The sequence below is a fragment of the Streptomyces bauhiniae genome (assembly GCF_004784475.1).
Classification (GTDB): Bacteria; Actinomycetota; Actinomycetes; order Streptomycetales; family Streptomycetaceae; genus Streptomyces; species Streptomyces seoulensis.
The window spans coordinates 413,147-434,380 of record NZ_SRRT01000006.1; the positions used below are offsets into that span (position 1 = coordinate 413,147).

The following is a 21,234-nucleotide window of genomic DNA, read 5'->3' on the forward strand; positions in this document are numbered from 1 at the left end:
TACGCTGAGTCGTGGCTGGTCTGGGTCACAGGGAGGGCGCATCATGACGTTGATGACTGAGCGACCGACGATAGGCGGCACCGGGCCCCGGAACTTCGAGGCGTTGCTGAGCGACCTCGACGACCTCGTCGTGCCTGTCGGCTACAAGGCCGAGATCATCAAGGGGAACATCGTCTTGTCGCCGTGGTCCAAGGGTTACTACCACCGGGTGATGGAGCTGGTCTGCCGGCAGTTGACGCCCGCCCTCCCCGCTGGGCACACCATCGGGTCCGCCCCGTTCCTGTACGTCTTTCCGCAGGACGAGCGCGCCTACGGGCCGGACGTCCACGCGGCGCCGAGTCAGGTGTACGAGACAGTCAGCAACCGCCTGGACGGCGAGGCGCTGTCGTTCGTCGCGGAGCTGACCTCGGCATCCACCCGTGACGACGACCTGACGGACAAGGTCGAGGTCTACGGCCGGGCGGGTGTGCCGGTCTACCTGATCCTGGACATGCAGGAGGAGCGGGCCACCGTCCTGTGGACGCCTTCCGCCAAGGGGTACGAGTCGCGCTGCACCCAGCCGTTCGGCGAGAAGCTCTACATCCCGGAGCCGTTCGACTGCCTGCTGGACACCAGCGGCTTCCGGGCCCCGCGGGCACCCGGCACCCCCTGACTCAAGGCCCCGGTACCACCAACCCCCAAGCCCCCTCCGCCACCCGCCACGTCCGCCTCCGCACCGGACCGGAGGTCTCCGCGTCGGCTCGGTAGTGGAAGTCCTCGCCCGTCACGGTGACCGTGCGGCCGCAGGAGCGGAGCGGGGCGGACTCGGCGCCCAAAGAGACCGGGCGGATCTCCACCTCCGCCACCCCCCGCCTCCCCGGCGTCACCGACACCGACTCCACCGGCCGGTCGAGGTCGATGACCGTGACCCCGTCGACCTCCACCCGGAGCCGCGCAGGCCGGGCGGCGAGCGTGCGGACCAGGGTGCGGAGCCAGGGGCCGGGCCCGGCGGCGACCGGTTCCGCCGGGACGGACGCGGGCGGTATGCCCAGCGAGCCGAGGACGACACCGTCGCTGTCGTCCACCAGGAGGTCCAGTTGACGCGAAACCCCCTCCAGCACCGCCCGCGCGGAGGCGACCGGACCCCCAGGGACCCCCAGCGAACGGGCCAGCCCCGCCGACCCCACCGGCACCACGGACAGCGCACATCCGGCCAGCTCGCGATGCCGGTGCAGCAACCCCACCGCTCGAACAAGCGCTCGATCGTCCCCGACGACCACCGGCCGCCGCGACCCGCGCCGCCCCAGCGCGCGGGCGAATTCCTCCGGCCCGTCCGGCAGGCACACCTTCGCCGCCGCACCCGCGCTGAGCACGTCTTTCGCTATCCGCACGGACTCCCCGTCCGTGTGCCGGGCCATCGGATCGATGATCACAAGGAGCTGATCGGACGTCGCGGAAGTCGCCACCTCGGTCCTGCCTCGCTTCCTCGGGTAGCATCTTTGTGCAAGAGCCCCTTGCGCTATTGCGCCAGGGGCTTCGTCTATTCCGGGGCATCCGGTCCGACGGTCGTGCGGCCAAAGACGGTCGCGGTGGTAAGCGGCGATGAACCATACGCCCACACCCCGACCATGGACATGCCCCGCCCGGAAGGGGTGTACGCGCGTGCCCGCACTTGTGCTGCTCGGTGCTCAGTGGGGTGACGAGGGCAAGGGGAAGGCGACCGACCTGCTCGGTGGCTCGGTGGACTATGTAGTGCGCTATCAGGGCGGCAACAACGCCGGCCACACGGTCGTCGTGGGCGACCAGAAGTACGCGCTCCACCTCCTCCCCTCCGGAATCCTCTCGCCCTCCTGTACGCCGGTCATCGGCAACGGCGTCGTCGTCGACCCGTCGGTCCTGCTCTCCGAGCTGAGCGGTCTGAACGAGCGCGGCGTCGACACGTCGAAGCTCCTGATCAGCGGTAACGCGCACATCATCACGCCGTACCACGTCAGCATGGACAAGGTCGCGGAGCGCTTCCTCGGCAAGCGGAAGATCGGCACCACCGGCCGGGGCATCGGCCCGACCTACGCCGACAAGATCAACCGCGTCGGCATCCGGGTCCAGGACCTCTACGACGAGTCGATCCTGACCCAGAAGGTCGAGGCGGCGCTCGACGTCAAGAACCAGATGCTCACCAAGCTGTACAACCGTCGCGCCATCGCCGCCGACCAGGTGGTCGAAGAGCTGCTGGGCTACGCGGAGCAGCTCAAGCCGTACGTCGCCGACACCGTCCTGGTGCTCAACCAGGCGCTGGAGGACGACAAGGTCGTGCTGTTCGAGGGCGGTCAGGGCACCCTGCTCGACATCGACCACGGCACGTACCCCTTCGTCACCTCCTCCAACCCGACCGCCGGCGGTGCCTGCACCGGCGCGGGCGTGGGTCCGACGAAGATCAGCCGGGTCATCGGCATCCTCAAGGCGTACACCACGCGTGTCGGCGCCGGTCCGTTCCCGACCGAGCTGTTCGACGAGGACGGCGAGGCGCTGCGCCGCATCGGTGGCGAGCGCGGTGTCACCACCGGCCGCGACCGCCGCTGCGGCTGGTTCGACGCGGTGATCGCCCGCTACGCGACCCGCGTCAACGGCCTCACCGACTTCTTCCTCACCAAGCTCGACGTGCTCACCGGCTGGGAGGAGATCCCGGTCTGCGTCGCCTACGAGATCGACGGCAAGCGGGTCGAGGAACTCCCGTACTCCCAGAGCGACTTCCACCACGCGAAGCCGATCTACGAGACGCTGCCGGGCTGGTCCGAGGACATCACCAAGGCGAAGTCCTTCTCCGACCTGCCGAAGAACGCGCAGAACTACGTGAAGGCGCTGGAGGAGATGTCCGGCGCGCCGATCTCCGCGATCGGTGTCGGCCCCGGCCGTGACGAGACGATCGAGATCAACTCGTTCCTCTAGGTCACGCCGTCTGTACGTGGGAACGCCCGCCGGTCCGCCCTATGGGCGCGTTCGGCGGGCGTTCCGCGTTCCGGCGCGGTGGAATTGCCACATGAGCAGCGACCGGGAGATGTGCGGGGGGCCCTACGGCGAGGTGTCCGAGTGCGGGGACCCCGCGGTGTTCGAGGTACGGCGGCACAACCGGTCGTCGTTGCCGGTGTGCCCGCTCCATCTCGGCCCGTCCCTGTTGATGGGCTCGGGCGTGCTGTGGCCGCCGGAGATCAGCCTCGTCGCGCGTCCGTGAGGAAGGTGGTCCACGCGGTGGGGGTTACGGCGAGGAGGGGGCCGTCGGGCCGCTTGGAGTCACGGACGTGGATGGTGCTGGTGCAGGAAGCGACTTCGATGCAGTTGCCACCGCTGGCGTTGCTGTACGAGGACTTGTGCCAGGTGTACGCGGTCTCGATGCAGTTGCCGCCGCCGCCGTCACTGTAGCTCGACTTGAACCACCGCAGGGTGCTGGTCATTTCGCGCTTCTCCCGCCAACTTCCGGATGAGGCTCACCGAGTCGTCGGGGCTCAGAGCCTGTGATCGGATCTTCGCATACCGGTGGGTTAGACGCGCCACCTTAACGGGATCGCTGACCAGTACGCTCTCGTCGTGAGCCTCCAGGTAGACCACGTGGTGGTGTTCGCTAGTCGTGACCAGTGTCATGTCACCGAAGGTGCCCGCGTGAGCGCCCTTCGCTCCTCGGTTTAGGCGCAGCACTTGCAGGCTCACGTTGTCCCGCTCAGCATCCTCGGCGAGAGCGTACAACTGCTCGCGCATGATGTCCCGGCTTCCGATCGTACGAAGAAGGGCGGACTCGTCAAGGACCGTCTCGATCAGAGGCGTTGGGTTGGTGCGGTCGAAGAGCGTCCGCCGTGCGATGCGGGCTTCGACCAGCTCGTCCACCTCGGCCTTCGGAAGCGCAGGGGAACCGCCGCCGATCAGCGCACGCGCATAGGTCTCCGTCTGGAACAGGCCAGCGATGACGTACGTCTCGTAGGAGGACAGCGAGACCGCCTCCGCCTCCATGAGGGCGAAGTCCTGGAACTGCGCCGGGTACTTGTCCATCAGGATGAACTTGCGGGCCATCTCGAAGATGCCCATGCCATCCCCGAGCACCCGCTCAAGTTCCATCAGCATCTTGTCGCTCGCGGGCTGCGCGCATGTCTCCATCGCGCTGATCGCGGACGCGGTGTAGCCGATGAGACGGCCCAACTCCTCCTGTGTCAGACCCATCTGCTCGCGTCGGGCCTTCGCGAACTTGGCGATCATGCGCGCCGTTCCGCTCGCCGCCATCTTGTTCGCCGCTCGCGCCATTGCGATCACCCCTGGACTCAACCGAACTCAACCGGTCTTCAACGATTGCCCCCGACTCCCGACCGTTCTGATGGGTCGACGGAGAGTCATGGAAACCGTAGCGTCGCGTGCCGAAACTGATTGCATGAATACGCAAAGTCACGCGGGCATCCAATGGGTTCCCGCCATGGGCATCCAACTGCGCAGGGCCGGAGTGCAGTTCGACGCGGTACGGCTGGACGGCGACCGGGGCCGCGACATCGCGGACCGGATGGCGCGGATGACCGGGGGTGATCCGGGGCCGGTGGTCGAGTCGGGGAGTGGGCGCAGGTGCGTGTACTTCCTGGTCGCGCCGGGGAGTACGGCCCATCACTCCTGGCCCGCCGAGGTCACCCGGCTGACCAGTGGCCCGTACCGGGTGAGTTACATCCCGGTCCCGGCGCTGGACGGGCAGACCTGGCCGCTGGGCTGGCGTTTTCCCCCGACCGCGCCGGACCGGTTCGTGCACACGCTGCTGCTGCGGGCGGCGCTGCTGGACGGGAGCCAGGGGCCGCCGCAGCCGCACCAGCTCAACTGAAGACGATCATCGAGCCCTGGGCGAGGGAGCGGGTCGCGGCGGCGTGCAGGCCGAGCCAGACGTGCCGTTCGCGGGCGAAGGGGCTCGGGTCGTAGGGCGCCGGGACGGCGGGCTCCTCCAGCTCGGTGGGGGCCGAGGGGGGCGCCGGGGCGGCGGGCGGGTTGGCCGGGTCGATGCCGAGGGCCGGGGCGACCTGCTCCAGCTCCCGTAGCAGCGCGTGGGACGAGCCCAAGGGGCCGCCACCGGCGAGGAGTTCGTCGTTGGAGAGGGGCTGGGCGAAGTCGAGCGGGACGTACGCGCCGGCGTGGTCGTAGTGCCAGACCAGGTGGGACTGCTGGGCGGTTGTCTCGAACATTTCGAGCAACTGCTCGTAATCGCCGCCGAGTTCCCCCACAGGGGTGACGGGGAGGCCGCAGAGCTGGAGGAGATGGGCGCGGCGCAGGAAGTGCAGCGCGTCGTAGTCGAATCCCGCGACGGGGGCGACCTCGCCGTTCAGCCCCGGCATGTACTGGTAGACCGGGACCGGGGGGAGCCCGGCGGCGGCCAACGCGTCGTTGTAGACGGCCAGTTCCTCGGCGAACGGGTTGTCCGGCGTGTGGCACAGCACATCCACGAGCGGCACCAGCCACAGGTCACAGGCCAAGAAGGACTCCTCGCATCGTCCGTTGCGGGGGGTCTCCTCGCACACGGGTGGACCAGGCAGCGTAGTCCGTACGGCGGGCCATAGGAAAGCCCTATGGCCCCTGCTGTTATTCGGTCTTTGATTCCCCTTCTTTTCCGGGCCTACGGTGAAGCGACTCGAGGAGAGATCTTCGTGAATTGCCGAGGAGAGGAAAGCTGAAATGGCGACCGAGAATGTCAAGGGGAAGCGGGCGCTGGTCACCGGGGGGTCGCGGGGGATCGGGGCGGGGATCGTGCGGCGGCTGCTGGACGAGGGTGCGGAGGTGCTCACCACGGCGCGCTCGGCGGCGGGGACGGTGCCGGAGGGGGCGTCCTTCGTCGCGGCCGACGTGCGGAGCCGGGAGGGGGCCCAGGAGCTGGCGGCGGCCGCTGTGGACGTGCTCGGCGGGGTGGACATCCTGGTCCACAACGCGGGCGGGGCGAGCCCGTACGAGTCCGCGCTCGGCATCCCGGAGGAGGTGTGGCTGGAGACGCTGAACCTGAACCTGCTGGCCTCGGTGCGGCTGGACGCCCTGCTGGCGCCGGGGATGCGGGAGCGGGGGTCGGGGGCGATCGTGCATGTCTCGTCCGCCGCCGTGCCGGTCGCGTTCCCGCCGTTCCTGCACTACACGGTGGCCAAGGCCGGGCTGGAGAACTACAGCAGGGGGCTGGCGGCCGAGCTGGCGCCGGCCGGGGTGCGGGTCAACACGGTCACGCCGGGGCGGGTGACGACGCCCGGCGGGGAGGCGACGCGGGAGCAGTGGGCTCGGCTGGACCCTTCGCAGGGCGGGGAGGTGTCCCTCGTACCGCTGGGGCGGGACGGGGTGCCGGACGACATTGCCCGGGCGGTGTTGTTCCTGGTGTCGGATCAGGCGAGCTGGGTGACCGGAAGCAATTTCGTGATCGACGGTGGGGAATTCCCTCGGGGCTGAATTCTTTTTCGTCAGGTGCCGGACCAATTCTCCTGGCGGAGGAATTCCAGCAGGGCCGTCTCGGCCGGGCCGGCCGGATTCCGGACCACGGCGATGACAGGCTGGGCCACGGCGGGGGACACCGGGCGCGCGAGGTGCTGGTGGCTCTCCGGGACGGCCGAGGCGGGGACGAGGGTGGCGCCGAGTCCCTGCGCGGCCCAGCGGACGGCGGTCGCGGTCTGGGACACGCGCGCGACGGTGCCGGGCTCCGGGTCGGTCTCCCGCAGCGCCTCCACGAGGACACCGTCCAGCGCGCTGTCCCGGTCGAACCGGACCCAGGGCTCGCCTTTGAGGTCACGCAACTCGATGCGGGGGTGAGCGAGTTGAGGGCTGTCGGCGGGCAGCACCACGACAAACTCCTCCTCCCCGAGGCGGTGCGCATCCGCCGGAGTCCGGTCGCACTTAGCCATCAGGGCCAGGTCCAGCACACCCCGCCGACACAGCCGGTCCAGCTCGGCGGAACTGGGCTCCTCGGAAAGGCTGACCTCCAGCCGGGGATACCGGCTGCGCAGCGCCCCGAGCGCCCCGGGAAGCTGCCGCGTCCCGAACCCCATCTGCACAGCGACGGTCAGCTCCCCCACCAACTCGGCCGCCCCGGCCCGCGCGGTCGCCGCAGCCCGCCGCGCCGCACTCACAGCAACCTGCGCCTCCCGCAAAAACGCCCGCCCCACCACGGTCGGCGTCAGCCCGCTCGGCGTCCGAGCGAACAACTCCACCCCAAGCTCCCGCTCCAACCCCCTGATCTGCTGAGACATAGACGGCTGAGCCACCCGCAACCGCTCGGCCGCCGCCGTGACGGACCCTTCCTCGGCAACGGCCAACGCGTACTCGAACTGCCGCAGACTCATCGGGGGCTCCGGGTGTGGCGGGCGGTGGCCGCGTCGGCGAGGGCGTTCAGGGTCGCCTCCATGCCCGCCGTGTTGTGCGCCTTCAGGGCGAGGAGTTCCTCCCGGCTCGTGCCCATGACCGGGAAGAGGTGTTCGACCTGCCAGCTTTCGGTCACGAGGGTGCCTCCGTCGCGGGGCCGGAGGCGGTAGTGCCACAGCGTGGCGTCCACGCCCTGGACGACGACGTACCAGGCGAACTCGCGCCCCGCCTCGGCCGCGTGGACGCGTGACCGCGTCACCCACTCGTGGTCGTGCCGTACATCGGCGTTGACGGCGGTGAACCAGGAGCCCACCTGCGGCACGCCCTCGGTCTCGTACTGCGCGGAGACCAGATCGGGGGTCCACGCGGCGGATGCCGCCACGTCGGTGATCAGGTCGTACACGGTCTGCGGGGGCGCGTCGATCCACCGCTCGCGCCGCGCTCGCAGTTCGGACAGTTCCATCAGGTCCGGCATGGGGAGCCCTTCGGGAGAGAGTCGTTGTTGCATCGAAAGGTGCAGGCGGTGAGGTTCGGCAGAACGGGGCTCGAAGGCGGGGTGGGGCGATTCCTACCGTCGGATGGTCAGTCGTCACCGTCCGGGAGGGACGCGCGCATGTCCTCGCTCATCCGATCGCATCCACTGACCGCCTTCTTCACGCTCGCCTGCGCGCTGAGCTGGCTGGGCTGGCTGAACTACGTCCTCTCCAACCAAGGGCTGGGCGTCATCGATACCGACTATCCGGCCGTTCTCGGGACCACCCAACTGCTCGGGGTGCTGCCCGGCGCGTACCTCGGCCCGATCGGCTCGGCCCTGATCGTCACCGCCGTCACCGACGGCCGTGCCGGGCTGCGCGCCTGGGCCGGGCGGCTGTTCCGGTGGCGGGTCGGCGCGCGGTGGTACGCCGTCGCGCTGCTGGCCGTGCCCGCCGGACTGCTGGTCGTCGGGGCCGTCTTCGCGGGCGGCCGGATCGCCGCTCCGACCCTGCTCGGCGCGTATCTCCCGGTGCTCGTCCTCCAGTTGGTCACCACCGGGCTCGCCGAGGAGCCCGGCTGGCGCGACTTCGCCCTGAGCCGGCTCCAGCAGCGGTACTCGCCGCTGAAGTCCGCCGCGATCCTCGGACCGGTGTGGGCGGTCTGGCACTACCCGCTCTTCCTCACGGACTGGGCGGAGGGCAACCGGGGCTGGGCCGGGCTGCTCGCGTTCACCGTGTTCTGCGTGTCGTTCAACGTCGTGATGTCGTGGATGTTCAACCGCACGAACGAGTCGCTGCCCCTGTCGATGCTCATGCACGTCAGCGTCAACACCTTCGTCTCCGTGCTCTGGCCGGACCTCTTCCCCAGCCTCGCCGGTGTCGCCATTCCGGTCATGTCCGTGGGGTCCGTGGTGGCCGCGCTGGCGATCATCGCGGTCACGCGGGGCCGGCTCGGACGGCCGGCGGTGGAGCGGCCGTCGGTCCCGGCCGAGCGCCACGCGGCTCCCCTACACTCCCGGTGATGACCACTTCGCCGAGCACGGCCGGGCGGGAAGCGCTCAGCGGCGCCGTGGTCGCGGGGGTCTGCTGCCTCGTCCTCGGCCTCGCGATCCTGCTGGCGGTGCCGCCCGTCGCGGGCCCGCCAGGCAGCCCGTCCGCCGTGCCCGCCGTCGGCTCCGCAGCGTGGTGCGCGATCCTCGCCGCCGTGGCGGTGCAGTCCGGCGCGGTCGCCGCGAGCGCGCGAACACCCCGTACCAGTGCGGGGGTTGTCCTCCTCGCCGCCGTACTGCTCGCCGGGGTCGCGCCGGGCGACCTGGTCAGCGTGACCGCCGTGCCCGAGATCGCCGCCGCCTATCTGCTCGCCGTGACGACCGGCCACCGGCTCCGGAACCAGGCGGCAGCGGCGCTGTTCGCCGGGGTCACGGCCGCCACCGCCGTGAACGCCGTACGCTCCGGCACCGCCGGGCCGCTCGGCGCGCTGGGCCTGGGCGCCGGGCAGGGGCTGATCGTGGTCGGGGTGCCGATGCTCATCGCCCTGGTCGTCGTCGGCCGGCGTGCGGTGCGCGCGGCCCACGAGCGGGAGATCGCCGCGCTGACCGGCGAGAAGGAAGCCCTGGTCGCCTCGGCCATCGCCGCCGAGCGCCTCGCCCTCGCCCGCGACCTGCACGACATCGCCGCCCACCACCTCTCCGGCATCGCCATGCTCGCGGCCGCCCTGCAACGGCAGGTCGACGACCGGCCCGCCGCTCGGGAGTCGGCGCACGACATCCGCGCCCAGAGCATGGCCGTCCTCGCCGACCTCCGCCGCATGGTGGGGCTGCTGCGCGACGACGACATGGCCCCGCTCGCCGACCGCTCCCTCCGGGCCATCCCCGACCTGCTCGCACCACGGCGGCACCCGGACGGTCCCGGCATCGGCCTCACCGTCCGGCCGGACGGTGCCGATCCGGGCGCCGGGGTCTCCGCGCTCGCGCAGGTGGTCGGCTACCACATGGTCCAGGAAGCCCTGGCGAACGCGGCCCTGCACGCCCCCGGCGCGCGCTGCTCCGTCACGCTCGACGGCACCGGCGCCGACCGCGTCGCCCTCACCGTGCGCAACGACCGCGCTCCGGGTCCCGTCCCCGCGTCCGGCGGAGGGGGCTTCGGCCTGATCGGCATGCGGGAGCGGGCCGCCCTCGTGGGGGCGAGCGTCGACTACGGGCCGACGCCCGGCGGGGGCTGGCAGGTCACGCTGGAGCTGCCGCGCGAACGGCTGCCGACGGAAGGGGTACGGCCGTGAACACGGGCATCCGGGTGGTGATCGCCGACGACCAGCCGCTCGTACGCAAGGGGCTCGCCGCGCTCCTCGCCGCCGAGGACGGCATCGAGGTCGTCGGCGTCGCCGAGGACGGTGCGGAGGCGCTGCGGATGATCCGGCAGCTCGGCCCGGACGTGGCGTGCCTCGACATCCGCATGCCCCGCATGAACGGCGTGGAGGTCGCGCGCGCCGTACAGCACGACCCGGTCGAGGTGCTCATGCTCACCACCTTCGACCTGGACGAATACGTCTTCGGTGCGCTGGAGGCCGGGGCCGCGGGGTTCCTGCTCAAGGACTCCGACCCGGACGTCATCGCCCACGCCATCCGTGAGGTCGCGCTCGGGCGCGGCCTGATCGACCAGGGACTGACCCGGCGCGTCCTGCGCGCCTTCGCCGTACGCCGTGCGCCGCAACCCGTCACCGTGCGGCCCGGCACGGCCGCCGACGGCATCCTCACCCTGCGCGAACTCGACATCCTGCGGCTGCTCGCCCAGGGCATGAGCAACAGCGACATCGCGGCCGAACTGCACATCGAAGCCTCGACGGTGAAGTCCCACCTCGCCCGGATGCTGCCCAAGCTCGGCGCGTCCTCACGCCTCCAGGCGGTCGTCTGGGCCTACCAGAACAGGGTGGTGGCGCTGCCCGACCAGTGACGTAGCCAGGTACCGGCGGTACCCGGGTAGTCGGGGCCTGGTTGCGTGCGCCGTACCGGCAGATGCTTGTCTCATGCTGATCACCCGCACAGACCGGACCGTGTCCATCACCGTCTACGCCCGGACGCCGGTCGCACCCGCGACCGCGTTCGCCGTCATCGCGCCGATCGATCTCTCCGAGGTGTTCAAGGCGGACCGCTTCTTCCCCGGCGTGAGCCACATCGAGGGGCAGCACGACACGTGGGACCGGGCCGGGGTCGCGCGGGAGCCGCACTTCACCGACGGGTCGCACGTCACCGAGCGGCTGACCGAGTACACCGCCCCGCATGGCTTCGCCTACGAACTCACCGGGTTCACCAACGTGCTCGACGGCCTGGCGCAGGGGGTGCGCGGAGAGTTCTCGTTCCTGCCGGACGGCACGGGGACGAACATCCGGTGGACCTATGAGTTCCTGCCGCGCCGGGGGCGTGGGTGGGTGCTGCGGGGGCCGTTCAAGCCGTTGTGGCAGCGGTACATGCAGCGGGCGCTCGATCTGATGGTCGACGCGGCCGAGATGCACCGCTAGCCCTCCGCGAGTTCCTCGACCATTTGTAGGGCGTGGGCGTTGGCTGCGGCGACGATCGCGCGGGCGGCCTCGGGGTCGTGGGACGACAGGGCGTCGACCAGGTCTATGTGGCCGGCCCACAGGCGGCCGCGTACCTCGGGGAGGCGGCGGAGGTGCTGGACCGCGCAGACCCAGGAGCGGACGCGGAGGCGGTGCAGGAACTCCGCGAGGTAGGGGTTGCCGAACAGCACGCTCAGCTCGCGCCAGAAGCGGAGGTCGTACCCGATGAGGACGGTGAGGTCACCGGCCGCGTTCGCCCGCTGGGCCTCCTCGCCGCGTCGCCGTACCGTCGCGAGCGCGGCCGCGGTCTCGGGGTTCTTCGGGTCCGCGAAGGCGGGGTGGCCCTGGCCGAGGACGCGGAACATGCCCTCGGTGACCAGCGAACGGGCCTCGATCATGCCCCGGTAGTCGGCGAGGGAGTACTCGGGGACGCGGAAACCCCGGTGGTGGTCGGCCTCCAGCAGGGCCTGCGCCGACAGGTCGACCAGGGCCTCGCGTACCGGCGTCGCGGAGACCCCGTACAGGTCCGCGATCTCCTTCACCGTGAACGCCCGCCCCGGCAGCAGCCGCCCGGCCAGCACCTCGTCGCGCAGCGCGTCGGCGATCTGCTGCCGCAAGGTACTGCGCGTCACAGCGCCGTAGCCGGGCATCGTCCCGGAGTCTCCTCACACGAATGGGGCCGTTCTCGTACGTCCGTGCCTATTCCCACAACCCCTTACGAGCACGTCACCTTACGCGTTCACCCCTGCCGGGCATCAGCCCCGGTGCCCTTTATGTGTGGGGGGATGGTGTGACGGTCGCTTCAGGCGAGGCCGTCGATCATCAGGCGCACGGTGAAGTCGAAGCGGTCGTGGGGGGTGCCCGAGGTCAGCTCCGCCGCGTGGCGGGTGGTGTGGGGGAAGGCCGTCGCCGGGAGGGTGGTCAGGCGGTGGAGGAGGTCGGTCTTGTCCGCGGGCCAGATCTCGTCGCCGTCCTCCGCCTTGCGGTGGGCCACCGACAGCTCCAGGCAGTGGGCGGCCACGTAGAGGAGCAGGGCGTCGATGGTCCAGGCGGCGCGCTGCGGGGCGATGCCGGCCGTGAGGAGGATCGCGAGCATGCCCTCGCTGACGCGGAGGGCCTCCAGGTCGGTGGGGGCCATGGCGAGGGCCGCGCGGGAGATGCCGGGGTACTGGAGGTACTGGTCCCGCAGGGCCTCGCAGACGCCTCGTAGCTGGTCCCGCCAGGTGGTGGGGTCCGGGTCCGGGAGGGTCAGGCGGGCGCAGAGGCGGCCGATGAGGAGTTCGTCCAGGTCGGCCTTGTTGACCACGTGGGCGTAGAGCGAGGCCGGGCCGGTGTCCAGGGCGGCGGAGAGCCTGCGCATGGTCAGGGCGTCGTAGCCCTCCGTGGCGATGATCCCGAGCGCGGTCTCGACCACCTGGTCCACGGTGATCGGGTCCTTGCGGCGGCGGGGCCGGGGGTCTTCGGCGGGCGCGGGCCGGTGGCGGGCGGTGCGGCGCTCTTTCGCGTTCACGGGACAAGTGTAGCTTGACACGAACGCTGTTCGTTCATAGAACGGTGTTCGTGAAGAGAGATGCGGATGTGATCGTGGTCGGTGCGGGGCCTGTGGGGCTCGCTCTCGCTGCCGAGCTGGCGCTCGGTGGGGTGTCGGTACGGGTGCTGGAACGGCGGGACTCGCCCGACCCCGCGATGCGGGCGCAGTCGATCAACGTGCCGACTGCGGAGGCGCTGGACCGGCGGGGTCTGCTGCCCGCCCTGGAGCGGATTCAGCGGGAGACGCTGGGGGTGGCTGGGTTCCGGTTCACGGGGCACTTCGCGGGGATGCCCCTCGATCCCGGCCTGGTGGACTGGGCGGACCCCGAGCTGGCCGCGCACACCGCTGTGGAGGGGGCGCGGATGATTCCCCAGCCCCGGCTGGAGGAGTTGCTCGCCGGGCATGCGGAACGGCTGGGGGTCCATGTGCGGCGGGGCGTGGAGGTGACCGCGCTGGAGGACACCGGTTCGGGGGTGGTGGTCGGCACCAACACCGGTTCGCTGCGCGCTGGTTGGGTCGTCGGCTGCGACGGCGGGCACAGCACCGTACGGCGCCTCGCGGGCATCCCGTTCCCCGGTACCGATCCCGAGATCACCGGCTACCAGGCGGTGGTGGACATGGCCGACCCGGAGAAGCTCGCCGACGGCTGGTCCTGGTCCCCCCAGGGTGTCTACCGCTACGGCCCCCAGCCCGGCCGCGTCGCCACGGTCGAGTTCGACGGGGGTCCGGCCGACCGTTCGGCGCCGGTCACCCTGGCCGACGTCCAGTCCAGCCTGCGCCGCGTCTCGGGTACGGACGTCACGCTGACGGGGCTGCGCGCGGCGCCGACCCGCTGGTCGGACAACACCCGCCAGGCGGCCACGTACCGCTCCGGCCGCGTGTTCCTCGCCGGCGACGCGGCCCACGTCCACCCGCCGTTCGGGGGGCAGGGGTTGAACCTGGGGGTGGGGGACGCGGTGAACCTGGGCTGGAAGTTGGCGGCAGTGGCTTCGGGCCGCGCTCGGGAGGCCCTGCTGGACACGTACGACGCGGAACGCCGGCCCGTGGGCGCGTGGGTCCTCGACTGGACGCGGGCCCAGATCGGAGTCTTGCGGGGTGACCCCAAGTCGGGTGCGCTGCGGGGGGTGTTGGCGGATCTGCTGGGGACGCGGGACGGGACGACGTACGCGGTGAAGCAGATCGCGGGCGTGACGCAACGGGTGTCCCTGCCGGGCGCCCACCCCTGGACGGGCCGCTACGTCCCCGACGTGCTGCTGAGCGACGGCACCCGCCTGTCGGACCACGCCCACGAGGGCGGCTTCCTGCTGCTGGACCGTACGGCGGGGGCGGTGTTCGGGGAGTTGGCTGCCGGGCGGGCGCGGGTGGTGCGGGACGACGGTGCCGGGGTGGCGGGCGCGCTGGTCCGGCCGGACGGGGTGGTGGTGTGGGCCTCGGACACCACCGACCCCGTCGGCCTGGAACCTGCCCTCCGTCAGTGGGCCGGGTCCGACCTGCTCAGCTATAGGTGAATTCGTCCGCCGTGGTCAGCGCGGCGTCCAGCGCTGCCAGGCCCTCCTTCAGTTCCGGCTCGGTGATGTTGCAGGGCGGGACGATGTGGGTGCGGTTCATGTTGATGAAGGGCCAGAGGCCGTTCTTCTTGGCGGTGGCGGCGAAGGCGGCCATGGGGGCGTTGGTCACGGGGGACGCGTTGTAGGGGACCAGGGGCTCGCGGGTCTCGCGGTCCTTGACCAGCTCCAGGGCCCAGAACATGCCCGTACCGCGGACCTCGCCCACGCTGGGGTGCCGCTCGGCGAGGGTGGCGAGGGCGGGGCCGAGTACCTTCTCGCCGAGGTGCTTGGCGTTCTCGACGATGCCCTCGCGGGCCATGACGTTGAGCGTGGCGACGGCCGCCCCGCAGGCCAGCGGGTGCCCGGAGTACGTCAGGCCGCCGGGGTACGGGCGCGTTGCGAAGGTGTCCGCGATCTCGGGGGAGATGGCGACGCCCCCCAGGGGCACGTACCCCGAGTTCACGCCCTTGGCGAAGGTCATCAGATCGGGGACGACCCCCGAGAGGTCCGCCGCGAACCACTCACCGGTCCGCCCGAACCCGGCCATCACCTCGTCCAGGATGAAGACGATGCCGTTGCGGTCGCAGATGTCCCGTACTCCGGCGAGGTAGCCCGGCGGGGGGATCATGATTCCGGCCGTACCGGGGATCGTCTCCAGGATCACCGCGGCGATCGTGCCGGGCCCCTCGAAGGCGATCGTCGTCTCCAGGTGCTCCAGCGCGCGGGCGCACTCCTGCTCCTCCGTCTCCGCGTAGAAACGGGACCGGTAGAGGAACGGCGCCCAGAAGTGCACCACGCCCGCGCTGCCGTTGTCCGACGGCCAGCGGCGGGGGTCGCCGGTCAGGTTCACCGCCTGCTGGGTGCCGCCGTGGTACGAGCGGTACGCCGAGAGCACCTTGGGGCGGCCGGTGTGCAGGCGGGCCATCCTCGTCGCGTGCTCTACCGCGTCCGCGCCGGCGTTGGTGAAGAAGATCTTGTCCAGGTCGCCCGGGGTGCGTTCCGCGATCAGGCGGGCCGCCTCCGAGCGGGCCTCCACGGCGAAGGCGGGCGCGAACGTCGTCATCTTCGCCGCCTGCTCCTGGATCGCGGCGACGACCTCCGGGTGCTGGTAGCCGATGTTCGTGAACACCAGGCCGCTGGTGAAGTCCAGGTAGCGCTTGCCGTCGTAGTCCCAGAAGTACGAGCCCTCCGCGCCCGCTACGGCCAACGGGTCGATCAGGTCCTGCGCGGACCAGGAGTGGAACACGTGTGCCCGGTCGGCGGCCTTCACGGCTGCGCCGGCCCTGGGGTCGGGGGTGGGGGTCTGCTCCGGGTTCGGCTGAGGCGTCATGCGGGTGAGGGTAGGGGGTGGGGGTGTCTTCGCGACATCGGCGGAATGTTGTGGGCGGGGGTGGGATGTGCGACAGGGTGTCGTGAGTGGGGGCGGGTTTCGCGGGGCGTCGAGCAGGGGGCGGCCCTGCCCCGTATGCCCGCACTATCCTCGGGCCGTCGGCGCGCTTCGGGGGAAGGCGGTTGTGTCATGCGGGAGTTGGGGCCGGGGGAGGACTGGGACTGGGTGTTCGGGACGGGTGGGGGCCCGGCTGGTGAGGGGCGGGAACATACGGCGGTGGGGGACGGCAGGGCGCGGTCGGTGGCCGCGTATGAGCATCCGGAGGGGAGTGACGAGGGGCGGGGAAGGCGGGGGTCGGTCCTGCTCGTCCTGGTGGGGCTGATCGTTTTGTTGGGGGCCGGGGGGACTGTGGTGGCGTTGGTGCGGGGTGGAGGGGTGTCGGACACGGCGACCGTGCCCGACTCGGCGGGCCTGGTCCCGGAGGGGTTTCTCGGGGAGTGGGAGGCTCGCGTCGACGGTGCCGGTACCCGGCGGCTCACCCTCGGCCAGGGGCAGGTGGGGGAGCGGGTGCTGTCGCTCGTCGTGGACGACGCCCACCGGCACTGCGCGTTCGCCGCCGAGCTGGCTCAACCACCCGACGTCGACGGGCCGTTACGGCTCGGCGCGGCCGACGTCACGTCCGGCACGTGCACCCCTGGCGCCCCCAGCCTCCTCACACTCCTGCCGGACGGCCGGCTGAAGCGGGAGGACACCGGAGGCGCCGGGAGTCTGATCTACCGGCGGTCCGCCGAGAGGCCGTAGCCCGCGCCCCCGCGCATCACACCGCCCGGTTCACCGCGCCGTCCCGAAGGCGTCGACACCGGTCAGACCGGCGGAGAGGCGCCACAGGCGGGCCGCCGCCCCGGGGTCGACGGCGTAGTCCCGTACGCCGGGACCCAGGCCCTCCCACATGCCGCCGCCCGGCGACGCGGGCCGGACCTCCGCGACCTCGCAGTCCTCGCAGTAGACCCCGCCGAGCCCCGCGAGACGGGGTGAGGTCGCCGCCCACACCTGGGTGGCCGCGCCCTGCTCCGGACTCTTCAGCCGCCGGCCCTCGGGCTCGGTCGCCCCGGAGCCGCCGGGGATGCTCAACTCCTCCGCCGGAAGGTGGCGTTGCAGCTCGGTCATGATGCTGCCGGGATGCAGCGCGAAGGCCCGTACGCCGGAGTCCCGGCCGAGCGCGTCGAGGTGCACGGCGAAGAGCACGTTCGCCGTCTTCGCCTGCCCGTACGCCCGCCACTTGTCGTAGCCGCGCTCGAACTGCGGGTCGTCCCAGCGGATGTCCGAGAGCTGGTGGCCCAGGGAGGAGACCGAGACGACCCGCGCTCCGCCGTCCCCGGCACTCCGCGCGAGAGCGGGCCAGAGCCGGTTGACCAGGGCGTAGTGGCCGAGGTGGTTGGTGGCGAACTGGGCCTCCCAGCCGGGACCCACCCGGGTCTCCGGGCAGGCCATGATCCCCGCGTTGTCGATCATCAGGTCGATCGCGCGGCCGGAGGCGAGGAAGCGGTCCGCGAAGGCGCGGACGCTGTCCAGGTCGCCGAGGTCGAGCGGGCCGACCTCCACCCCGTCCAGCCCGGCCAGGGCCGCCTCGGCGGTGGCGGGACGCCGGGCGGGGACGACGACCCGGGCTCCCGCGCCGGTCAGGGCGCGGGTCGTGGCCAGGCCGAGGCCGGAGTAGCCGCCGGTGACGACCGCCAGCCTCCCCGTCAGGTCGATGTCCGCGAGGACGTCCCGGGCGGTGCTGTGGGCTCCGAAGCCGGAACCGACCGGGTGCTGTGCCGTTGCCATGCTCCGTACCTCCCGGCTCACATGTACGCGCCGTTGTCGACGGTGAGGACCCGGCCGGTGACTGCGCGGCTCATGTCGCTGGCCAGGTACAGGATGGCGTTCGCCTGGTCCTCGGGACGCGTCGCCGGCAGCTTGGGGTTGGAGTAGGTCTCGGCGAACTCGAGCATGGTCGACCCGCCCGGCAGGTCACCCGCCGCCCACGCCTGCGCCATGGGCGTGTCGGTGACGCCCGGCGCGACCGCGTTGCACCGGATGCCGGTGCCGCTGAACCGGATGCCGATGTTCTTGGTCATCGTGTTCACCGCGCCCTTGGTCGAGGTGTACGCGACACCGCACACCGGCAGTTCGCCGTTGACCGACGTCACATTGACGATGACGCCCTCGTTGCGCGGAATGAAATGCTGTACGGCCTCGCGGCAGAAACGGAAAACACCGAAATAGTTGATGTTGACCACTTCTTCGAAGTGCTCGTCGGTCGTTTCCTCGATCGCGTACATGTCGCCGTATCCGGCGTTGTTCACGAGGATGTCGACCTGTCCGAACGCCTCGATCGCCTTGCCGAAGACGGTGCCCGGCGCCGCCGGGTCGGCCGAGTCGGCCACGACACCCAGGGCCCTCCCGCCCGCGGCGGTGATCGCCTCGACCACTTCGTCGAGCCCGCCCTGGCTGCGAGCCGTGATCACGACATTGGCGCCCTCGGCGGCGAACAGCTCCGCCGTCGCCCGTCCGATGCCCTTGCTGGCGCCGGTGATGATCGCCGTCTTGCCTTCGAGTATCTGCCTCATGGCCGCTGTCCCGTTCTTTTCGGAGTGATGCACCTGTCACCCTCACACCGGCCGCGAGCACGCGAAAAGGGGAAAAATTCGTACCCCCGTGAGCGGGAATTTCTATCGGGGCTCCGGCGGGCGCTGGCGCGGCATGTTGGGCCGCGTGCCGCCCGGCGGGGGGAAGTGCCGGGGCGCGGGAGCCGTGGGGTCCGGCCGCTGGGCGGACGGGGCGGTGTGGACCGACAGCGGGGGGCGGCCCGTACGGAACTCCAGCAGCCAGTCCGTGGTCTCGGTACGGACCACCTCCGCCACGTCCTCCGAGAAGCGGCGCAGGATGCCCAGGCAGCGGTCCACCGCCTCGGCCGCCGTGCCTTCGGCGGGACCCAGCACCTCCCGCGCGCTCTCGGCCGCCCAGTCGAACTGGAGGGTCCGCAGACGCCGGTCGATCGCCTGGGCCGCGGCCATGTCCCGCAGCCAGCCCGAGGTGAGACCGAAGCCGCGGTCGACACCGGCACAGGCCGCCGCCAGCAGCAGCGCCAGGCAGCCCCAGGGGGCACAGCCGGACACCGCGCCGGTCGTGTCCAGCAGGGGGAGCGCCGCGCCGACGACCAGCCCGGCCGCCGTACCGCCGCGCAGGGCGCGAGCCGCACGGCGGCGCCAGAGCCGGTCCGCGAGGTACCAGTCCGCCGTGCGCAGCGCCCCCCCCTCCACCCACCGGTACAACTCGTCCAGGCGCTGCGCGGGCTCCCCCCAGTCACCGAGCGGCAGGGTCCGCCCGGCGGGATCGCCCGGCCGGGGCCCGTCCGGGCCCGCGTCCGGTCCGTCCTGCGGCGGACCCTCGGGCTGCATCTCCGGCTGGCCCACCCGGCCCTCCCTACTGGACATGAACATCTGTCGCGCGGCCGGGGGACACCCCGGGGCGGCGCGGGATGTCCTTCCTACCGCTCAATGGGTGGCGGGGAGCCGCGTTCGCGGGGTGGTACGCCCGGAAGAGGGGGTTGATCAGGTAGGGGGCCGGAGGCGGGCTCACCCGAAAGAGTGGCAGCGCGAGGGCCGCGTGGACCACGTAGGCTCGTGCCGAGCAGAGAAGCGGCCCGACAAGCAGCAGACAGACAGGAGACACCCCGTGATTCCCGGTGGCGGCCAGCCGAACATGCAGCAGTTGCTCCAGCAGGCCCAGAAGATGCAAGCGGACCTCGCGCGGGCCCAGGAGGAGCTGGCGAACACGGAGGTCGAGGGCCAGGCGGGCGGCGGTCTGGTCAAGGCGACCGTGACCGGCTCCGGCGACCTGCGCGCGCTGAAGATCGACCCCAAGGCCGTCGACCCGGAGGACACCGAGACCCTCGCGGACCTCGTCGTCGCGGCCGTACAGGCGGCGAACGAGAACGCGCAGGCCCTCCAGCAGCAGAAGCTCGGCCCGCTGGCCGAGGGACTCGGCGGCGGCGGCATCCCCGGTCTGCCCTTCTGACGCCGGGGCAACTACCGTACGTACCGCAAGGTCTTGAAGGAAAGGCAGTCCGTTGTACGAAGGCGTGGTCCAGGACCTCATCGACGAGCTGGGGCGGCTCCCCGGCGTCGGTCCCAAGAGCGCGCAGCGGATCGCCTTCCACGTCCTGCAGGCCGAGCCGACGGACGTCAAGCGGCTCGCGCACGCCCTGCTGGAGGTCAAGGCCAAGGTCCGCTTCTGCGCGACCTGCGGAAACGTGGCGCAGGAAGAGCTGTGCAACATCTGCCGCGACCCGCGCCGCGACCCCTCGGTCATCTGCGTGGTCGAGGAGCCCAAGGACGTCGTGGCCATCGAGCGCACCCGTGAGTTCCGGGGCAAGTACCACGTCCTGGGCGGCGCGATCAGCCCGATCGAGGGCGTCGGCCCGGACGACCTGCGGATCAGGGAACTCCTGGCCCGCCTGGCCGACGGCACCGTCACCGAGCTGATCCTCGCCACCGATCCCAATCTCGAAGGCGAGGCCACGGCGACGTACCTCGCCCGCATGATCAAGCCCATGGGTCTGAAGGTCACCCGACTGGCCAGCGGCCTCCCGGTCGGCGGGGACCTGGAATACGCGGACGAGGTCACCCTCGGCCGCGCCTTCGAGGGGAGACGACTCCTAGATGTCTGACGCCACGCTGCACGCCACGTCGCAGAACCCGGACGACTTCGCCGTCCAGATCGCCGACCAGATCGAGAGCTTCCTGGTCGCCGTCACCGAGGTCGCCAAGGGCGACGAGCCCGGTTCCACCGTGCCCTTCCTGCTGCTGGAGGTCTCCCAGTTGCTGCTGGCCGGCGGCCGCCTCGGCGCGCACGAGGACTTCCTCCCCGACGAGCGCTACGAGCCCGACCCCGGCCCCGAGCCGGACGCGGACGGCCTGCGCGAGAACCTGGCCCGCCTGCTGGACCCGGTCGACGTCTACTCCGAGGTCTTCGACCCGTACGCGCCCCGCACCGCGCCGGTCGCCGCCCGGATCTCCGACGACCTCGCGGACGTCATCACCGACCTGCGGCACGGCATGGTCCACTACCGGGCCGGCCGCACCGCCGAGGCGCTGTGGTGGTGGCAGTTCTCCTACTTCTCCAACTGGGGCCCCACCGCCTCCGCCGTGCTGCGCGCCCTGCAGTCCGTCCTCATCCACGTCCGCCTCAACCAGCCCCTGGAGGAGCTGGACGGCCTCGACACCGACCAGGACCTGGGCGACGACGCGCTGGAGCGGGAGGCCGGACGCGTCATGGCCGAGGAGATCGGCACCCCGCTCGGCATCCGCCAGGTGCGCTAGCGCGCTGCTGTGACGCGGGGCACTTTCCGCGTGGCCCGCGTGCCGCTGGGCAGGTTCGGGTCCGGGCGGACGACGTCTCACCATGCGGGAGCGCGATGGTGGATTTCGGACGCT

26 protein-coding genes are annotated in these 21,234 nt (G+C 71.4%); 14 read left to right on the forward strand and 12 right to left on the reverse strand.

Features of this window, described 5'->3' with window-relative positions:
* Nucleotides 1-43: 43 nt before the first annotated feature.
* Nucleotides 44-652, forward strand: coding sequence for a Uma2 family endonuclease (locus E5083_RS21670; protein ID WP_135787351.1), 609 nt, complete (start codon nt 44-46; stop codon nt 650-652).
* Nucleotide 653: 1 nt separating this feature from the next.
* On the opposite strand, the gene E5083_RS21675 is transcribed toward E5083_RS21670, so the two are convergent.
* Entirely contained in the window at nt 654-1,445 is a 792-nt protein-coding gene (locus E5083_RS21675; protein WP_135787352.1) for a diacylglycerol kinase family protein, read from the reverse strand.
* Between the two features lie 196 nt (nt 1,446-1,641).
* Here E5083_RS21675 and E5083_RS21680 point away from each other — a divergent pair, with 196 nt between their 5' ends.
* The gene (locus E5083_RS21680; RefSeq protein ID WP_135787353.1) at nt 1,642-2,925 is read left to right on the forward strand and encodes an adenylosuccinate synthase; all 1,284 of its coding nucleotides are present in this window, start codon (nt 1,642-1,644) and stop codon (nt 2,923-2,925) included.
* A gap of 91 nt (nt 2,926-3,016) precedes the next feature.
* On the forward strand, nt 3,017-3,208 hold the full coding sequence (locus E5083_RS21685; protein ID WP_135787354.1) for a hypothetical protein: 192 nt from the start codon (nt 3,017-3,019) through the stop codon (nt 3,206-3,208).
* Here the strand turns inward: E5083_RS21685 and E5083_RS21690 are convergent.
* Nucleotides 3,186-3,428, reverse strand: a complete 243-nt coding sequence (locus tag E5083_RS21690; protein WP_135787355.1) for a DUF397 domain-containing protein — start codon at nt 3,426-3,428, stop codon at nt 3,186-3,188. The genes E5083_RS21685 and E5083_RS21690 overlap by 23 nt on opposite strands.
* The gene (locus tag E5083_RS21695; RefSeq protein ID WP_135787527.1) at nt 3,388-4,266 is read right to left on the reverse strand and encodes a helix-turn-helix domain-containing protein; all 879 of its coding nucleotides are present in this window, start codon (nt 4,264-4,266) and stop codon (nt 3,388-3,390) included. The genes E5083_RS21690 and E5083_RS21695 overlap by 41 nt, the downstream gene beginning before the upstream one ends.
* Before the next feature lie 124 nt (nt 4,267-4,390).
* Here E5083_RS21695 and E5083_RS21700 point away from each other — a divergent pair, with 124 nt between their 5' ends.
* Nucleotides 4,391-4,822 (forward strand): hypothetical protein, encoded by a 432-nt coding sequence (locus E5083_RS21700; protein ID WP_135787356.1) that lies wholly within the window; start codon nt 4,391-4,393, stop codon nt 4,820-4,822.
* Here E5083_RS21700 and E5083_RS21705 read toward each other — a convergent pair.
* Nucleotides 4,815-5,465, reverse strand: coding sequence for a hypothetical protein (locus E5083_RS21705; protein ID WP_135787357.1), 651 nt, complete (start codon nt 5,463-5,465; stop codon nt 4,815-4,817). The two genes, E5083_RS21700 and E5083_RS21705, sit on opposite strands and share 8 nt — an antisense overlap.
* 199 nt (nt 5,466-5,664) lie before the next feature.
* Here E5083_RS21705 and E5083_RS21710 point away from each other — a divergent pair, with 199 nt between their 5' ends.
* Nucleotides 5,665-6,414, forward strand: a complete 750-nt coding sequence (locus E5083_RS21710; protein WP_135787358.1) for an oxidoreductase — start codon at nt 5,665-5,667, stop codon at nt 6,412-6,414.
* An 11-nt stretch (nt 6,415-6,425) separates the two neighbouring features.
* Here the strand turns inward: E5083_RS21710 and E5083_RS21715 are convergent, their stop codons facing one another.
* Together E5083_RS21715 and E5083_RS21720 are read right to left on the reverse strand one after the other, a co-directional pair.
* Complete coding sequence (locus tag E5083_RS21715; RefSeq protein ID WP_135787359.1) at nt 6,426-7,301, reverse strand: LysR family transcriptional regulator; 876 nt, start codon at nt 7,299-7,301, stop codon at nt 6,426-6,428.
* A complete protein-coding gene (locus E5083_RS21720; RefSeq protein ID WP_167513598.1) occupies nt 7,298-7,795 on the reverse strand; it encodes an SRPBCC family protein in 498 nt (165 codons plus the stop codon). The genes E5083_RS21715 and E5083_RS21720 overlap by 4 nt, the downstream gene beginning before the upstream one ends.
* Before the next feature lie 138 nt (nt 7,796-7,933).
* Here E5083_RS21720 and E5083_RS21725 point away from each other — a divergent pair, with 138 nt between their 5' ends.
* The 4 genes from E5083_RS21725 to E5083_RS21740 all read left to right on the forward strand — a co-directional run bounded on the left by E5083_RS21725 (nt 7,934) and on the right by E5083_RS21740 (nt 11,307).
* Nucleotides 7,934-8,815, forward strand: coding sequence for a CPBP family intramembrane glutamic endopeptidase (locus E5083_RS21725; RefSeq protein WP_135787361.1), 882 nt, complete (start codon nt 7,934-7,936; stop codon nt 8,813-8,815).
* Nucleotides 8,815-10,071 carry a sensor histidine kinase gene (locus E5083_RS21730; RefSeq protein ID WP_135787362.1) on the forward strand — a complete coding sequence of 419 codons (1,257 nt, stop codon included), beginning with the start codon at nt 8,815-8,817 and terminating at the stop codon, nt 10,069-10,071. The genes E5083_RS21725 and E5083_RS21730 overlap by 1 nt, the downstream gene beginning before the upstream one ends.
* On the forward strand, nt 10,068-10,742 hold the full coding sequence (locus E5083_RS21735) for a response regulator (RefSeq protein ID WP_135787363.1): 675 nt from the start codon (nt 10,068-10,070) through the stop codon (nt 10,740-10,742). The genes E5083_RS21730 and E5083_RS21735 overlap by 4 nt, the downstream gene beginning before the upstream one ends.
* A 73-nt stretch (nt 10,743-10,815) precedes the next feature.
* On the forward strand, nt 10,816-11,307 hold the full coding sequence (locus tag E5083_RS21740) for an SRPBCC family protein (RefSeq protein ID WP_135787364.1): 492 nt from the start codon (nt 10,816-10,818) through the stop codon (nt 11,305-11,307).
* On the opposite strand, the gene E5083_RS21745 is transcribed toward E5083_RS21740, so the two are convergent.
* Together E5083_RS21745 and E5083_RS21750 are read right to left on the reverse strand one after the other, a co-directional pair.
* A complete protein-coding gene (locus E5083_RS21745) occupies nt 11,304-11,996 on the reverse strand; it encodes a GntR family transcriptional regulator (protein WP_135787365.1) in 693 nt (230 codons plus the stop codon). The genes E5083_RS21740 and E5083_RS21745 overlap by 4 nt on opposite strands.
* 152 nt (nt 11,997-12,148) lie before the next feature.
* The gene (locus E5083_RS21750; RefSeq protein WP_244317600.1) at nt 12,149-12,856 is read right to left on the reverse strand and encodes a TetR/AcrR family transcriptional regulator; all 708 of its coding nucleotides are present in this window, start codon (nt 12,854-12,856) and stop codon (nt 12,149-12,151) included.
* Nucleotides 12,857-12,900: 44 nt separating this feature from the next.
* Between E5083_RS21750 and E5083_RS21755 the strand changes: the two genes are divergently transcribed.
* Complete coding sequence (locus tag E5083_RS21755) at nt 12,901-14,385, forward strand: FAD-dependent monooxygenase (protein WP_244317601.1); 1,485 nt, start codon at nt 12,901-12,903, stop codon at nt 14,383-14,385.
* Here the strand turns inward: E5083_RS21755 and E5083_RS21760 are convergent.
* Nucleotides 14,372-15,754 (reverse strand): aspartate aminotransferase family protein, encoded by a 1,383-nt coding sequence (locus E5083_RS21760; protein WP_135787366.1) that lies wholly within the window; start codon nt 15,752-15,754, stop codon nt 14,372-14,374. The genes E5083_RS21755 and E5083_RS21760 overlap by 14 nt on opposite strands.
* 435 nt (nt 15,755-16,189) lie before the next feature.
* Between E5083_RS21760 and E5083_RS21765 the strand changes: the two genes are divergently transcribed.
* Nucleotides 16,190-16,555: a hypothetical protein gene (locus E5083_RS21765; protein WP_135787367.1), complete on the forward strand. Its 366-nt coding sequence runs from the start codon at nt 16,190-16,192 to the stop codon at nt 16,553-16,555.
* 30 nt (nt 16,556-16,585) lie between these two features.
* On the opposite strand, the gene E5083_RS21770 is transcribed toward E5083_RS21765, so the two are convergent.
* The 3 genes from E5083_RS21770 to E5083_RS21780 all read right to left on the reverse strand — a co-directional run bounded on the left by E5083_RS21770 (nt 16,586) and on the right by E5083_RS21780 (nt 19,233).
* Nucleotides 16,586-17,581, reverse strand: coding sequence for an SDR family NAD(P)-dependent oxidoreductase (locus E5083_RS21770; protein ID WP_135787368.1), 996 nt, complete (start codon nt 17,579-17,581; stop codon nt 16,586-16,588).
* A 17-nt stretch (nt 17,582-17,598) separates the two neighbouring features.
* A complete protein-coding gene (locus E5083_RS21775) occupies nt 17,599-18,366 on the reverse strand; it encodes an SDR family NAD(P)-dependent oxidoreductase (RefSeq protein ID WP_135787369.1) in 768 nt (255 codons plus the stop codon).
* 102 nt (nt 18,367-18,468) lie between these two features.
* Nucleotides 18,469-19,233: an SLATT domain-containing protein gene (locus E5083_RS21780; protein WP_244317602.1), complete on the reverse strand. Its 765-nt coding sequence runs from the start codon at nt 19,231-19,233 to the stop codon at nt 18,469-18,471.
* Nucleotides 19,234-19,474: 241 nt separating this feature from the next.
* Between E5083_RS21780 and E5083_RS21785 the strand changes: the two genes are divergently transcribed.
* Genes E5083_RS21785 through E5083_RS21795 form a run of 3 tightly spaced genes read left to right on the forward strand, consistent with a single transcriptional unit; the run spans nt 19,475 to nt 21,120 of the window.
* Complete coding sequence (locus E5083_RS21785) at nt 19,475-19,816, forward strand: YbaB/EbfC family nucleoid-associated protein (RefSeq protein WP_135787370.1); 342 nt, start codon at nt 19,475-19,477, stop codon at nt 19,814-19,816.
* 52 nt (nt 19,817-19,868) lie between these two features.
* Complete coding sequence (recR, locus tag E5083_RS21790; RefSeq protein WP_135787371.1) at nt 19,869-20,468, forward strand: recombination mediator RecR; 600 nt, start codon at nt 19,869-19,871, stop codon at nt 20,466-20,468.
* Nucleotides 20,461-21,120 (forward strand): DUF5063 domain-containing protein, encoded by a 660-nt coding sequence (locus E5083_RS21795; RefSeq protein ID WP_135787372.1) that lies wholly within the window; start codon nt 20,461-20,463, stop codon nt 21,118-21,120. Before recR ends, E5083_RS21795 begins: the two co-directional genes overlap by 8 nt.
* Nucleotides 21,121-21,234: the final 114 nt, after the last annotated feature.